This is a genomic window from Actinomadura sp. BRA 177, from assembly GCF_013372625.1.
GTDB lineage: Bacteria > Actinomycetota > Actinomycetes > Streptosporangiales > Streptosporangiaceae > Spirillospora.
Genome location: NZ_JABXFD010000291.1, coordinates 1 through 14370, shown reverse-complemented (window position 1 = coordinate 14370; position 14370 = coordinate 1). Strand labels below are relative to the sequence as shown.

The following is a 14370-nucleotide window of genomic DNA, read 5'->3' as shown; positions in this document are numbered from 1 at the left end:
CGCCGGCTCTCCGGGACGCGGTCGGCGAGCGCCGCGCACAGTGCGGCGTGCATGCCGTTCACGCTGGCGTGCACCACGATCCAGCAGGCGCCCACGGCGATCACCGACGACTGCCACGGCAGCGCGAAGAGCGCGGACGCGCAGAGCGCCGCGCAGACCGCGACCCAGGAGCGCCGGCGCCCGAACCGCCACGCGGTGCGGTCCGACAGCAGGCCCGTGAGGGGCGCCGAGACCACGGCGGCGACGGCGGCGAGCCCCGTCACGAGGCCGAGCGCGAGCACCTTGTCCGCCGCGTCCAGCGACGCCACCTGGGTCGGCAGCAGGATCTGCACGGGCCCGAGCAGCCCGATCCACATGCCGATCGTGACGAGGAAGAGCGAGGCCAGCCACAGGCGGGGAAACGGCGGACGGGGTCCGGCCGGGACATCGGCGGCCAATGCTCGTGCGGTGCTGGGAGACTTCATCGTGAGCAGCCGGCTCCACTATTTCGAGGAGACCAGGCGAGTTACCGCATTCCCCATGGAATCGGGGCCGCGCAGGCGCTCCCCAGCAATTCACGGTAACGTGTGGAAGATCTCTGCGGTCTCGGGCGCAAGAGCGCACCAAGGCTTCCGGAAAACCGCACACGAACGCACATCACGAACCCCCGGATTGGTGAAACTGTAAATTTCCGCACGGTCATCGATTTCGGGCGCCACGCCGGCGAAGACGCCCGAACACGATCTTGGTGCAGTCTAAACGAGCGATGCGGATAGATCCACAGTTCCGCGATACGCGATCTTCAACCCGAACAAAGTTCACCTAATACGATCGCATTGGGCCATTGACACGCCCGGACACGCGTGCATAATGCGTGCAACACATTGGGACGCACGCGGAACGCACAGTGTTACCGGACGGCTCCGCTGGGTCCCCCTTTCGCCCGACCGAATTGGACCATGTACCGGCCCATCGGACGGCCGTTGTGGAGGCACAATCGCGCGGCGCACCCGCACGGAGTCCCCGTCCGGGTGCCGCGGCGAGCCGGCACGCCCGGCCGGCGTCGGCCACAGGTGGTCACCGGCTCAGCGGGCGGGGCCGCACAGAGCCGTCGGCAGGGCGTCGTCCATGGCCTCGTCAAGGGACGGTCCGCCGCCAGGATTGAGGTTGACCATGACGGTGGCCTGCCTGCCGTCCACGGTGGCGCCCGTCCGGACGCTGAAGCCGAGCATGTCGCCGTCGTGGCCCCAGAAGCCGTGCGGGCAGCCGGGACGGTCCCCGGCGGGGAGCCACTGCAGCCCCAGGCCGTACTCGGACCCTGACGCGCGTCCCGTGGGGCGGGCGTGCAGCATCTCGCGCAGCTGCGGCGGCTTGAGCAGGCGTCCGCGCAGCAGGGCCGCCAGGAACCGGTCGAGGTCGGACGCGCTGGAGATCATCCCGCCGGCGGCTCCGGCGACGGTCGGGTTGAGGCGGGTGATGTCCACCAGGTCGGACTCCGGGCGCACGTAGCCGCGGGGGTGCGGCCCGGGGATGCCGGGGGCGTCGGTCGGCACGAACGTGTCGTGCAGCCCGAGCGGGACGATGACGCGCCGCTTGATCTCGTGGCCGTAGGAATGCCCGGTCACCTTCTCGATGATCATTCCGGCCAGCAGGTAGTTGGTGTTGGAGTAGCCCCAGCCCTTGCCGGGGGTGAACTCACGGGGATGCGGCAGGGCGATGTCCACCAGTTCCCGCGCGTCCCAGTGCCGGAGCGGGTCGTTGAGGATGTCCAGCGGCGACAGGTAGTCCAGGACGTCCGGCAGGCCGCTGGTGTGCTGGAGCAGCTGGCGGACGGTGATCTCCCGGCCGTCGTTGTCGGCGCCGCGCACCACGCCCGGCAGGTACCGCTCGACCGGCGCGTCCAGCTCGATCCATCCTTCGCCGACGAGCTGGAGCACCACGGTGGCGGTGAACGGCTTGGTCAGGCTGCCGATCCGGAAGCAGCTGCGGGGGTCCACCGGCGCGCCCGTCCGTATGTCGGCGACGCCGCTCGTGGCCACGTGGCGGCCGTGCCGGCCGTCGACCTGCGCGAGCGCGCCGGGGGATCCGCCCGGCCCGGTGAGCCGCTCCACCACCGGCCGCAGCCGGCCGTGCCCGGTGGACGCGCCCGCCGGGACGGCCGAAGCCGCCACCGCCACCGCCGCGACTCCCACCGCGACATGTCCGAACATCACGTTTCTTCTGATCATGGCCGCCACGTTAAGGATCAGCGCACCGACCGCACATCCCCCGGATGAGCCATCCACGCCCTCCTCCTCAGCGGGGAGCACCGAGCTTGATATATCCGTACGATCGTGCGATCGTACGGATATGGGAGCATCGTCGCATCTTCATCCGGTCGACAGCGCAGGGGTCGAGCGGGCGCACGCCGCCGGGCTGGGCGGCGCCGAGGCGGAGCGGCTCGGGGCGCTGCTCGCGCTGCTGTCCGATCAGACGCGCCTGCGCATCCTGTTCGTGCTGGTGTCGGTCGAGGAGCTGTGCGTCGGTGATCTGGCGCTGGCGCTGGACATCTCGATGGACCAGTCCTCCTACGCGCTCAAGCAGCTGCGCGGCGCGGGGCTGGTGCAGACCCGCCGTGCCGGCCGGGTCGTCAACTACCGCTTGGCCGACGGCTTTCCCAGGCAGCTGCTGGAGCACTGCCTGCGCGAGTTGCTGACCATCTCGGAGCGGGAGGCGCGATCATGAGCGACCGTCATCAGGGAGCCGTCGTCGACCACGCCGGTCACGGCGATCACTCCGGGCATCCGGCGGCCGGGCACGCCGGGCACGGCGATCACGCGGGGCACGGCGGGCACGGGGACCACGCCGGGCAGTTCCGGCGGCTGTTCTGGTGATGCTGGTGCTGGCCGTGCCGGTGGTGGCCTTCTCCGGCATGTTCGCTGCGCCGGCGAGGTGCGGTCCCGGCGGCCCGGGATGATGCTGCTGATCTCGCTCGCGATCACCGTGGCGTTAGTCGCGTCGTGGGGCGCCAGCCTGGGCGTCCTGGGCGAGCACCTGGACTTCTGGTGGGAGCTGGCGCTGCTGGTCGTCATCATGCTGCTCGGGCACTGGATCGAGATGCGCTCGCTCGCGCAGACCATCTCGGCCCTGGACTCGCTGGCCGCGCTGCTCCCCGACGAGGCCGAGCGCCTGGACGGCGAGGAGATCGTCACCGTGCACCCGGGCCTGCTGCGGGTGGGCGACGTCGTGCTGGTGCGGCCGGGCGGCGGCGTGCCGGCGGACGGGCGGATCGTCGACGGCGCGGCCGAGATGGACGAGTCGATGGTCACCGGCGAGTCCCGCACCGTCCGCCGCGGGGCCGGGGACAAGGTCGTGGCCGGGACCGTGGCGACCAACTCGGGGCTGCGGATCGAGATCACCGCGACCGGCGAGGACACCGCGCTGGCCGGTATCCAGCGGCTGGTGTCGCAGGCGCAGAACTCCTCGTCCCGGGCGCAGCGGCTGGCCGACACCGCCGCCGGGTGGCTGTTCTGGTTCGCGCTCGGCGCGGCCGTGATCACCGTGCTGGCCTGGGCGCTGCTGCTCGGCCACCCCGACGACGCGGTCACCCGCACCATCACCGTGCTGGTCATCGCGTGCCCGCACGCTCTCGGCCTGGCGATCCCGCTGGTGGTGTCCATCGCCACCGAGCGCGCCGCCCGGGGCGGGGTGCTGGTCAAGGACCGGCTGGCGCTGGAGAGCATGCGCACCGTCGGCGCCGTGCTGTTCGACAAGACCGGCACGCTGACCAGGGGCGAGCCGACCGTGCTCCAGGTCGAACCGGCTGCGGGGCGCACCGCCGACGAGGTGCTCGCGCTCGCCGCCGCGGCCGAGACCGACAGCGAGCATCCGCTGGCGAAGGCGATCGTCCGCGCGGCCGGTGAGCGGAGCCTCGACGTTCCGCGGGCCGCCGACTTCAGTTCGTCGCCCGCCCTCGGCGTCACCGCGACCGTCGCCGGCCGGCGGGTCCGGGTCGGCGGGCCGCATCTGCTGGCCGAGGAGCGGCAGCGGGAACTGGAGGTGGCCGACCGCTAGCGCGCCGACGGGGCGATCATCCTGCACGTGCTCCGCGACGGGCGGGTGATCGGCGCGCTGAAGCTGGCCGACGAGATCCGCCCGGAGTCCCGGCGGGCCGTCGACGCGCTGCACGAGCGGGGCGTCGAGGTCATCATGATCACCGGGGACGCGCGGGCGGTCGCCGAGTCGGTCGGCGCCGAACTGGGCATCGACCGGGTCTACGCGGGCGTCCGCCCCGAGGACAAGGCCGCCACCGTCAAGGCGCTGCAGGACGAGGGCCGGCGCGTGGCCATGGTCGGCGACGGCGTCAACGACGCTCCCGCGCTGGCCCAGGCCGACGTCGGTGTCGCCATCGGCGCCGGCACCGACGTCGCGATCGGTTCCGCCGGGGTCATCCTGGCCGGCGACGACCCGCGTTCGGTGCTGTCGGTCATCGACCTGTCCCGGGCCAGTTACCGCAAGATGAAGCAGAACCTGTGGTGGGCCACCGGATACAACCTGCTCTCCGTGCCGCTCGCCGCCGGGGTGCTCGCGCCGGTCGGGTTCGTCCTGCCGATGTCGGTCGGCGCGATCCTGATGTCCCTGTCCACGGTCGTGGTCGCCCTCAACGCCCAGTTGCTGCGCAAACTCGACCTGCGTCCGCAGACCGCCCGGTACGGGGCATAACCGGCCGGGCGGCCCGGGGGCTCATTGGACGCGGGAGGCCAGGGCCTTCTTGCTGATCTTGCCTACCGGGGTGCGGGGGAAGGTGTCGGCCGTTTCCAGGCGGTCGGGGAACTTGTAGGCGGCCAGCCCGCGGGTGCGGAGGAAGTCTTTGATCTCGGGGAGGGTCGGGGTCTTCCCGTCTTCTCTGATGATGAGAAAGGCGCAGGTGCGTTCGCCCATCATGGGGTCCGGGACGCCTACCACCGCGGCGTCGTGGACGGCGGGGTGCGCCAGGAGGTGATTCTCCAGTTCTTCGGCGGAGATCTTGTCGCCGCCTCGGTTGATCTGGTCCTTTTCGCGGCCTTCGACGATCAGGTGGCCGGAGGGCAACTGCCTGACGAGATCGCCTGTGCGGTAGTAGCCGTCCGGGGTGAAGGAGCGGGCGTTGTGCTCGGGGGCCCGGTAGTAGCCGCGGAGGGTGTACGGGCCCCGGGTCAGGAGTTCGCCCACGTCGCCTGGGGACACCTGCTTGCCGTCCTCGTCGACTATGCGGATCTCGTCGGCGGGCGAGAGGGGGCGGCCCTGGGTCCGCTCGACCAGGTCCCGGGGATCGTCCAGGCGGGTGTAGTTGAGGAGCCCCTCGGCCATGCCGAAGACCTGCTGGACCTGGCAGCCGAGGACATCGGGGACCTCGGCGGCGCGTTCGGCGGCGAACTTGGCGCCGCCCACCTGGAGGAGTTCGAGGGACGAGATGTCCTCGTCCTGCCAGGTGACCGCGTCCAGCCAGAGGAGCGCGATCGGGGGGACGACCGCGCAGACCGTGGCCCGTTCCCGTTCGATCAGCGGGAACGCGTCGTCCGGGGAGCCGGACGGGGACAGGACGACCGTGCCGCCGGTCGAGAAGACGCCCAGGACGCCGGGGCAGGCGAGCGCGAAATTGTGGGCCGCGGGGAGCACGACCAGGTAGACGGTGGACGGCGTGAAGCCGCACACCTCGGCGCTGGCCTCCAGGTTGTAGACGTAGTCGCGGTGCGTCCGGGGGATCAGTTTCGGCAGGCCCGTGGTGCCGCCCGAGAGGAGGAAGACGCCCACGTCGGACGGAGCGGGGCCGTCGATCGGCACCGGGTCGGCGTCGAGTGACGACAGGGCGGTGAGTTCCTCGGCTTCGCCGTCCACGATCACATGCTCGACCGGGAGGGTGCGGGCCATCGTCCGGTAGTCGAAGTCGCCGTCCCGGTCGGCGCAGATGTAGGCGCGGGCCTCGGACAGCTCGCAGAGGTAGCGGATCTCGCTCTCGCGGTGCGCGGGGAGGGCAAGGACGGGAGCGGCACCGATGCGCACGAGGGCGAGGAACGCGACGACGAAGCCCGCCGTGTTGGGGAGTTGGACGACCACCCGGTCACCGCGGCGGAGGCCCCGCGACAGGAAGCCCGCGGCCATGCGGGCGGCTCGGGAGTCCAGCTCGGCGTAGGTGAGGCGGTCTTCGCCGGCTATCAGGGCGGTTTTGGCGGGGTCGCCGCGCAGGACGTCGCCGAGGAGGCGGTCCGTCCAGTAGCCCTCGGCCTTGTAGCGCGCTTCGAGGTCGTCCGGCCAGCGGGTGAAGCCGTCCACGGTCACCGCCCCGCCAGCTGCGCGGGCGCGCCGGGGACCGGCTCGGACGGGTCGGAACCGAGGGCCACGATGCGGTTCGAGGCGTCCACGTGGACGACGTGCGGCTCGTGCCGCGAGGCGTCCTCCACGGACGCGTAGGTGATGATGATGACCATGTCGCCGGGCTGCACCTGGCGCGCGGCGGCGCCGTTGATGCCGATGACACCGCTGCCCGCCGCGCCGGTGATGGCGTAGGTGACGAGCCGGGCGCCGTTGGTGATGTCGACGACGTGGACCTGCTCGCCCTCGACGATGTCGGCCGCGGCCATGAGGTCCGCGTCGATCGTCAGGGAGCCCACGTAGTGCAGGTCCGCCTGGGTTACGGTCGCGCGGTGGATCTTTCCGTTCATCAGCGTCCGCTGCACCGGTTCGTCCCCTTTTCCACGATCAACTAAGGCTAGGCTTACCTTAGCTATTCCACCGGCAGAGGAGAACCCCGAGGATGCTCCGGCGACTGGCCATGGACATCAGTCCCCTGCGCGACAGCAGGCCGTTCCGCAACGTGTTCGTCGCCCGCACCGTGTCGGTCTTCGGGATCGGGATGCTCGCGGTCGCGCTGCCCGTGCAGGTCTACGACATGACCGGGTCGACCGTGCAGGTGGGCGGGGTCTCGGCGGCGGAGGGGTTCGCGCTGCTCGCCGGGTTCCTGTGGGGCGGCGTCCTCGCCGACCGGTACGACCGGCGGCGGCTCATGCTGCGGGCCCGGGCGGCGGCCGGCATCGGATTCGTGCTGCTGGCGCTCAACGCGTTCCTGCCGTCCCCGTCGCTGGCCGCGCTGTACGTGCTCGCGGCGTGGGACGGGCTGGCGACCGGCGTCAGCGTCACCGCTCTGCTCGCCGCGACGCCGTCGCTGGTGAAGCCGGACAAGCTGGTCGCGGCCGGGGCACTGAACGCGCTGACTGTGCGGCTGGGGTCGATGGCGTCGCCCGCGCTGGGTGGGCTCGTCGTGTCGGCCTTCGGGGTCGGCTGGAACTACGCGGCCGCCGCGGCCGGGACGGTGGGCACGATCGGGTTGCTGACGGCGCTGCCGCCGCTCAAGCCCGCCGCCGCCGATGAGCCGCAGACGAACCCGCTGAAGGCGATCGGGGACGGGTTCCGGTTCGTCGCGTCCCATCGCGTCGTGGGTTCGCTCATGCTGCTCGGGCTGCTGTTCATGGTGGCGGGAGGAATACCCGTGCTGATGCCCGCATTCGCGACGCGGAGCCTGGACGGCGGCGCCACCACGGTCGGGCTGCTGTTCGCCGCGCCGGCGTGCGGGGCCGTGCTCGCGTCCGTCACGAGCGGCTGGGCCGGGTCGGCGAAGGCCCCTGGACTGGCGCTGCTCGTCGCGTCCGTCACCGGGTTCACGGCGCTCGCCTGCCTGGGGCTGGCCACTCATCCGGCGCTCGCCGTCGCGATCCTGTTCGTGTACGGGTTCGTGGAGTCGGTCGAGGAGATCCTCCGGTACGGGCTGATCCAATCGCATACGCCCGACTCGCATCTGGGACGGGTCAACGCGCTCTGGGCGGCGCAGGAGACGGGCGGCGGCGCGATCGGGGCGCTGGGAGCCGGGGCACTCGGCCGGTATCTCGTGCCGGGCGCCGCGATCGTCGTCTACGGGACGGTCAGCGCCGTCCTCGCACTGGCCCTGGCGCTGACCCTGACCGGGCTCCGGACGGCGACGATGCGCCCGGAGCCCGAACCGAGCTGATCAGCCGAGGCGAGCGGTGAGCTCCTCCTCGGTCATCGCCTCGACCTCCAGCCAGATCGCGGCGACGGCCTCCAGCCGTCCCGGCGCCTCGTCCAGCTCGGTGAAGCGGCGGCAGACGCGCGCGACGGTCCGCTCGGCGAACAGCACCCGGACCGGCAGCGCGGTCGTGTCGAGCGCCTCCCGCAGCCGCGCGATCACCGTGGTCGCGAGGACGGAGTCGCCGCCGAGGGCGAAGAAGTCGGCGTCCGCGCCGACGCGCTCCTTCCCCAGCACCTCGGCGACGATCCGCGCCAGCACCCTCTCCAGGGGCGTCTCCGGCGCGGCGTAGGACGCCTCGCCCTTCTCGGCGGCGGCCAGTGCGGTGAGCGCCTTGCGGTCGACCTTGCCGTTCGCGGTGAGCGGCAGCTCGTCCACTCGGACGAGCAGTTCGGGGACCATGTGCGGCGGCAGGAGGTCGCGGGCGTGCGCCAGCACCGCGTCGAGGTCGCCGGACGCCACGACGGCGGCGGCCAGGCGGCCGTCGGCCAGGAGCGCGACGGCCCGTCCCACGGCGGGATGCTCCTGCAGCGCGGCCTCGACCTCGCCGAGCTCGATCCGGAAGCCGCGCACCTTGACCTGGTGGTCGCGGCGGCCGAGGAATTCGAGCGTCCCGTCCGGGCGGTAGCGGGCCAGGTCGCCCGTCCGGTACCAGCGGACGCCCTCGTGGACGACGAACCGGTCGGCGGTGCGCGCCGGGTCGCCGACGTAACCGTCCGCGACGCCGGCGCCGCCGATCCACAGCTCGCCCGTCACCCAGTCGGGACGGTCGCGGCCCAGCTCGTCCACGACCCGGCACGCGACCCCGCGCAGCGGCACCCCGTACGGGACGGCGTGCCAGTCGGACGGCACCTCGCCCGCGACCTCCTGCACCGTCGAGTGGATCGCCGTCTCCGTCGTCCCGCCGAGCGCCACGAACCGGCAGCCGGGCGCGCGCTCCTCCAGCAGCGCGGGCAGGTGCGTGCCCACCCAGTCGCCGCCCAGCAGGACGAGCCGCAGGCTCTCCGGGCGTCCCGCGTGCAGCAGCATCTCCAGCACGGACGGGACGCAGTTCAGCACGGTCACCGACCAGCGCCGCACCAGTTCGGCCCAGCGGGCGGCGTCGCGCCGTTCGTCCTCGTCCGGCAGGACGACCGCGCCGCCCACCGTCCAGGGCGCGAACAGGTCGAACACCGACAGGTCGAAGTCGAGCGCCGACACCCCGAACGTGACGTCGTCCTCCCCGATCGCGAACCGCTCGACCAGGTCGCCGATGGTGTTCATCGCCGCGCCGTGCGACACCTCGACACCCTTCGGCTCCCCGGTCGACCCGGACGTGAACAGCACGTAGGCGACCTGATCCGGACGTACGGCCACCGGTTCCGGCAGCGGCTCCGCGTCCCCCTCCGCGGTGAGCGACGCGGCAACGCCGGCACTCGCGCGGATCTTCTGTCGGCGCGCCTCCGGCTGCTCGGGGCCGATGGGAACGTAGGCGGCACCGGCGGCCAGCACGCCCAGGGCCGCGACGGCCTGGCTCGGGCCCTTTGGGAGTTCGATCGAAACCCGGTCTCCCGGGCGCACGCCGTCGGCGACCAGCTCGGACGCGATGCGCAGGGCGCGGGAGGCCAGTTCGCCGTAGGTCAGGGTGCCGTCGTCGCCCCAGTGCAGGGCCGGGGCGTCGGGTCGGCGGCGGGCCTGGTCGAAGAAGCCTTCCGTCAACGTGCGCGGCGGCGGGGCCGGCGTCGCGTTCAGGGCATGGCGGACGCGGAGCTGGGACGCGGGAGCACCGATTCCCAACGGCGCCGACCAGTCGGCGTCCGGGGCGCCCAGGCGGGTGATGGCGGACGTGTACGCGTCGAACATCGCCTCGGCGACGCCGTCCGGGAACGCCGGGACGCGGACGTCCCAGTTCAGCAGCAGACCACCGGACACCTCGGTCACCTGCGCGTCCAGCAGCACCTGCGGCCCCTGCGAGATGATCCACTCCGGCTCCCCGAAGTGCTCGCGCACACGCTCGCCGAACAGCTCCCCCAGGTTCAGCGCGCTCGTGTACACGATCGGCGCGAGCACCTGCTCGCCGCGCAGCCGTGACAGGTCGCGCAGCACCTCCAGGCCGGAGTAGTCGCTGTGCGCGCCCGCCGTGTGCAGGTTCGCCTGCAATGCGCGGGCGCGGTCAACGAAGGCGAGGTCGGACGTGAGGTCGGCTTCCAGCATGATCGAGCCGGTGAAGTCGCCGACGACCGAGTCCACGTCCGGGTGGACGGGCTCCCGGTGGAACAGCGGCAGGTTCAGCAGGAACCGCGGCGTCGCCGACCACGCTCCGATGACCTCGGCGAACACCGCCGCGAGCGCCATCGCCGGGGTGACGCCCTCCGCGTGCGCCCGCGCGATGAACCGGCCCTTCTCCTCCGGAGGCAGCCAGTGGTGCTTGCGCTCGACCCGGTCGCCCGGCTCGGCGACGACGGGCAGTTCGGGCGGGCCGGGCAGGTCGGCCAGCCGCTCGGCCCACCACTGCCGGTCCTGCTCGCGAGCGGCCGCCCGGGGATCGTCGGCCAGGTAGCGGGCGTAGCCGTAGCGGATCGGCGCGAGGGTCTCCCCCTCGTACAGCGCGGCGAGGTCGGCGAGCATGACGCGGTAGCTCATCGCGTCGGCCGCGACCATGTCGACGTCCAGGTGGAGGCGGGCGGTGCCGTCCGGCAGCAGGCTGAGGCGGGCGTCGAAGACGCGGCCGTCCTCGATCGGGAGCCGCTGCTCCGACATCTCGGCCCGGATCCGCGCCAGCTCCGCTTCAGAATTACCCGAGCGCAGGTCGTGGACGGTCACCACGGGCCCGGGACGTTCGGGCAGGATCCGCTGCGTCCCGTCGTCCGACACCGCGACCCGCAGCATCGGGTGCCGCCGGACCAGCCCGCGCACGGCTTCCTCGAACCGGGCGGGGTCAATGGCCCGGCCGTCCAGCTCGACGTACAGGTGCGCGGCGACCGAGCCGAGCGACTGCCCGGAGTCGCGCCCGATCCAGTACGCGTGCTGCATCAGCGCCAAAACGAAGGGATCTTCGGGCTCAATGTCTGCCGGTTCCACCACGGGCGGCCCGGCAGCGGTCTCCACCTGGCCCTTCTCGGCGAGCAGCTCCCACCACTCGGCCAGCGTGGGACGTTCGGCCAGTTCGGCGAAGCGGACCTCGATGCCGCGGCGGCGCAGCCGGCCGGTCAGCTGCATCAGCCGGATCGAGTCCATCCCGAGCCCGATGAGGTTGTCGCCCGCTCCCGCGGGCTCGCCCAGCACGTCGGCCAGCGCGGTGTGCAGCTCATCCCAGGTCAGCACGGAACCGTCCCTCATCAGTGTTCAGGAGTGGGTCTTGGGCCCATCGCCCGGTACTGCGCGCATCCCGAACGGTGTTGGATGCGCTGGTCCCCCGCGTTCGTCCTGCATGGCCCGCCCGGCGGCGCGCATCGTGTGCGCGGTCCGTGGCGGGGCGGCGGGTTCCCTCACGCCCGCGGGCACCCGGCTCAGCCTGGACGGTCCGATGCCCCTGCCCATCACTCCGGTGGGCAGGGGGCGGTGCCGTCCGTCGCCGGACCGGGTGCCCTTGGGCGCGTCGCCCGATCGCGATGCTCGCCGCATCGTGCCGGGTCGTCTTATGTTTCGTATTGGTGAGGGGTCCCTGCCAGTGCTGGGCTCCCCATCGGGAGGTGTAGGCGGGGTCGACGGCGATGATCGCGATGCCGGTGGCGTCGGCCATCGAGGTCAGCCGGGCGCGCAGCCGTCCGGTCGGCATGCCGGAGATCAGCTTCCGGAATCGTTTGCGGCGGCCGTGTTTCTCTCGCGTCTTCTCCCGAGCGAAGTCCAGGTCTTCGACCGCGATGGCGCGCACACCGCAAGCGTTGGCCCAGTGCAGTAGACGCGTGAGTGCGTGCCGGACCTGGGCGTCGCGGTGATCGGCCGAGCCGGTGAGGTCGTAGCCGAACCGGCCCGGGACGCCGATGGGGTTGCCGTGGACGTCGAGGCGCCAGGCGGCCAGGTGATCGGCGTTGGTGTCCACCCCGATCACTCCCTCGGCGAGAACGGCCTCGAGCGGGATCGGCAGGGTCTTAGGCGCCTGCCAAGAGGCGGTGATGTACCAGCGGCCCCGAGCCGCATCCAGGTGGATGCGGTAGGCCACCGCCCGGTTCGCCGCCACCCGGTCGGCCCACTCGGTACCCCGGTGCCCGAAGGCGACGCGGGCGGCCAGCACATATCGGCTGTGTGGAGCGTTGGCCAGGTACGTCAACGGGGCCGGGAGCCTGATCGATACTTCGCCGCCGGGGGTGACGCGGATGGTCTCGTTCCCGCACCGCTTACCCGACTCGCCATCAGCCTGGAGAAACCAGCGTCCCGCCTCCCACCGCGCACGCCACTCCTCCTTGGCCAACCCGGCCTCTTGGAGGTGGTGCCGGTTGCGGGCCAATCGTTTGCCTCCCCGCACCACATGCACAATCCCTGCCGAGTAGTCGGTACGCTCCCGCTCCAGCCGATCGCGCAGCACCCGCAGGCGGCGGGACTTCGCGAACCACTCGTGCTGGGACCGGTACCCGCCCGGCGCCCCCTTGGTGCCCTTGACGCCGACGGCAAGCGACAACCGCCGCTCGATGGTCTGCACTCCCGCTTCCAGGGACTGGAGGTGAGCGTACTGGCAGCGGCGGGCCAGCGCCCACTGGTCATGAGTGGCCTTGGTGATCGCCCCCGCCCACCGCGCCGAGGACGCGCGCGTCAACTCCCGCTTGCGGGACGCCCACGCCTCGTTATCGTGCTCCAGCCCATCCGCGCACCGGGCTTTGAGATCGCCCGAGGCCATCGACCCAAGATGCCCGCCGATCAACCGCAGCATTTGCTGGTCCTCGGCGGTCAGCCCCTTGAGCCGATCCCGGACCGCCACCCCGCACCGGGCCGGCGCGACGAACGGCGGATCGATCGGCCGCAACCCTGGTTCAGCCACGCCTGGCCGCCTCTCGCGCCCGGCTGCGCCCCTGCACGCATGCAATGGGTGGCCATACCAGGGCAGCGTCCGCGTCAGGCCGCCACCGAGCAACGCCCACTCCACAGGCAAGCCCATTGAGTGACATGGTGAACACTTTATGTTACCGGTCTCGAACATGCAATCGACCTACCCAAAGCGACGGATCCGCACTCGACCGCCCAGCGGAAGCAATCCCCAGACCTCGGCACCCCTAAGACCAGAGCGCGCTCGCACACGACAATGGGCATCCAAGAGCACAGTCAGGCGGCAGAACACAACCTAATTACTTAGGTAAGGCTAACCTAATTTATCATCCAAACGCTGTCAATGGCCGGGCGGCGGTCAACGGCTGGGCACCGTCCACGCCCGGCGGCGGCCAGCCGGGACGATCAGGGGTGTTTCCGTCTCCGGGTCCGGGATGACGCGGCACGGCAGGCCGAACACCCGCTCCACGAGATCGGCCGTCACGATCTCGGCGGGCGGCCCTTCGGCCAGTACCTCGCCGCCGCGCATCGCGATCAGATGGGTGGCGTACCGGCAGGCGTGGTTGAGGTCGTGCAGCACGGCGACGAGCGTGTGCCCTTCCTCGTGGAGCCGCGCGCACAGGTCGAGCACCTCGATCTGGTGGGCGATGTCCAGGTAGGTCGTCGGCTCGTCCAGCAGCATGATGCCGGTCTGCTGGGCCAGCACGAGCGCGAGCCAGACCCGCTGGCGCTGACCGCCGGACAGCTCGTCCACCACCCGGTCCGCGAGGTCGGTGACGCCGACGGCGGCCATGGCGTCCTGCACCACGGCCTCGTCCTCGCGCGACCACTGGCGCAGCAGGCTCTGGTGCGGGTAGCGGCCGCGCGCGACGAGGTCGCCGACCGTGATGCCCTCCGGGGTGAGCGGCGACTGCGGCAGCAGCCCGAGCCGCCGCGCGAGCCGCTTCGCCGGCAGCGCCGCGATCGGCCCGCCGTCCAGGTAGACGGTCCCCTCGCGGGGACGCAGCAGCCGGGCGAGGGCGCGCAGCAGCGTGGATTTGCCGCACGCGTTCGGGCCGACGATGACGGTGAAGGACCCGTCCGGTATCTCCACGCCGAGCCGCTCGGCGACGACGCGTTTCTCGTAGGCGAGCGTGAGGTTCTCAGCGCGCAACCGGTTCACGTCGTCCCCTTTCGTCCGGTGGTGGACAGCAGCCAGGCCAGGTACACGCCGCCGAGGACGCCGGTGACGACGCCCACCGGCACCGCGACCGGCAGATGGAGCGAGATGAGGTCGCTGCAGGCGAGCAGCGCGGCGCCGGTCAGCGCGGCGGGCAGCAGCTGCGCGCCGGGACGGCGGGTCAGCCGGCGGGCGAGCTGCGGCGCGCAGCTGCTGC

The 14370-nt window shown here is 71.9% G+C and carries 10 protein-coding genes and 1 pseudogene; 3 read left to right on the top strand and 8 right to left on the bottom strand.

Translation table 11 applies throughout. The annotated features are described in order from the left end of the window. Both HUX53_RS13670 and HUX53_RS13665 read right to left on the bottom strand, forming a co-directional pair. The coding region (locus HUX53_RS13670) for an MFS transporter (protein WP_176403557.1) at positions 1-464 on the bottom strand (464 nt) is incomplete at its 3' end. Between the two features lie 600 nt (positions 465-1064). Next, a complete protein-coding gene (locus tag HUX53_RS13665) occupies positions 1065-2207 on the bottom strand; it encodes a serine hydrolase (protein WP_176403556.1) in 1143 nt (380 codons plus the stop codon). A gap of 121 nt (positions 2208-2328) precedes the next feature. Between HUX53_RS13665 and HUX53_RS13660 the strand changes: the two genes are divergently transcribed. After that, positions 2329-2703 carry a helix-turn-helix transcriptional regulator gene (locus HUX53_RS13660; protein ID WP_176403555.1) on the top strand — a complete coding sequence of 125 codons (375 nt, stop codon included), beginning with the start codon at positions 2329-2331 and terminating at the stop codon, positions 2701-2703. Beyond that, a pseudogene (locus HUX53_RS13650) lies at positions 2700-4680 on the top strand (heavy metal translocating P-type ATPase). Before HUX53_RS13660 ends, HUX53_RS13650 begins: the two are co-directional and overlap by 4 nt. A 21-nt stretch (positions 4681-4701) precedes the next feature. Here HUX53_RS13650 and HUX53_RS13645 read toward each other — a convergent pair. Then, complete coding sequence (locus tag HUX53_RS13645) at positions 4702-6276, bottom strand: AMP-binding protein (protein ID WP_309237203.1); 1575 nt, start codon at positions 6274-6276, stop codon at positions 4702-4704. Further along, positions 6273-6674, bottom strand: coding sequence for an aspartate 1-decarboxylase (panD, locus tag HUX53_RS13640; protein WP_176403553.1), 402 nt, complete (start codon positions 6672-6674; stop codon positions 6273-6275). The genes HUX53_RS13645 and panD overlap by 4 nt, the downstream gene beginning before the upstream one ends. 77 nt (positions 6675-6751) lie before the next feature. Here panD and entS point away from each other — a divergent pair, with 77 nt between their 5' ends. Continuing rightward, the gene (gene entS / locus HUX53_RS13635; RefSeq protein WP_176403552.1) at positions 6752-7999 is read left to right on the top strand and encodes an enterobactin transporter EntS; all 1248 of its coding nucleotides are present in this window, start codon (positions 6752-6754) and stop codon (positions 7997-7999) included. Here the strand turns inward: entS and HUX53_RS13630 are convergent, their stop codons facing one another. From HUX53_RS13630 to HUX53_RS13615, 4 genes are all read right to left on the bottom strand, one after another. After that, positions 8000-11338 carry an amino acid adenylation domain-containing protein gene (locus tag HUX53_RS13630; protein ID WP_309237202.1) on the bottom strand — a complete coding sequence of 1113 codons (3339 nt, stop codon included), beginning with the start codon at positions 11336-11338 and terminating at the stop codon, positions 8000-8002. It lies immediately after the preceding gene. Next, positions 11322-12989, bottom strand: coding sequence for a transposase (locus HUX53_RS13625; protein ID WP_176403550.1), 1668 nt, complete (start codon positions 12987-12989; stop codon positions 11322-11324). Before HUX53_RS13625 ends, HUX53_RS13630 begins: the two co-directional genes overlap by 17 nt. Before the next feature lie 363 nt (positions 12990-13352). After that, positions 13353-14156, bottom strand: a complete 804-nt coding sequence (locus tag HUX53_RS13620) for an ABC transporter ATP-binding protein (RefSeq protein ID WP_176403549.1) — start codon at positions 14154-14156, stop codon at positions 13353-13355. After that, positions 14153-14370: iron chelate uptake ABC transporter family permease subunit (locus HUX53_RS13615; RefSeq protein ID WP_176403548.1), on the bottom strand; the 218-nt coding region annotated here is incomplete at its 5' end. The genes HUX53_RS13615 and HUX53_RS13620, both read right to left, overlap by 4 nt.

What these genes read in the sequence shown, in the direction of transcription:
- HUX53_RS13665 (WP_176403556.1), bottom strand. Translation starts at nt 2,207, where the DNA reads ATGATCAGAAGAAACGTGATGTTCGGACATGTCGCGGTGGGAGTCGCG.
- HUX53_RS13660 (WP_176403555.1), top strand. Translation starts at nt 2,329, where the DNA reads ATGGGAGCATCGTCGCATCTTCATCCGGTCGACAGCGCAGGGGTCGAG.
- entS (WP_176403552.1), top strand. Translation starts at nt 6,752, where the DNA reads ATGCTCCGGCGACTGGCCATGGACATCAGTCCCCTGCGCGACAGCAGG.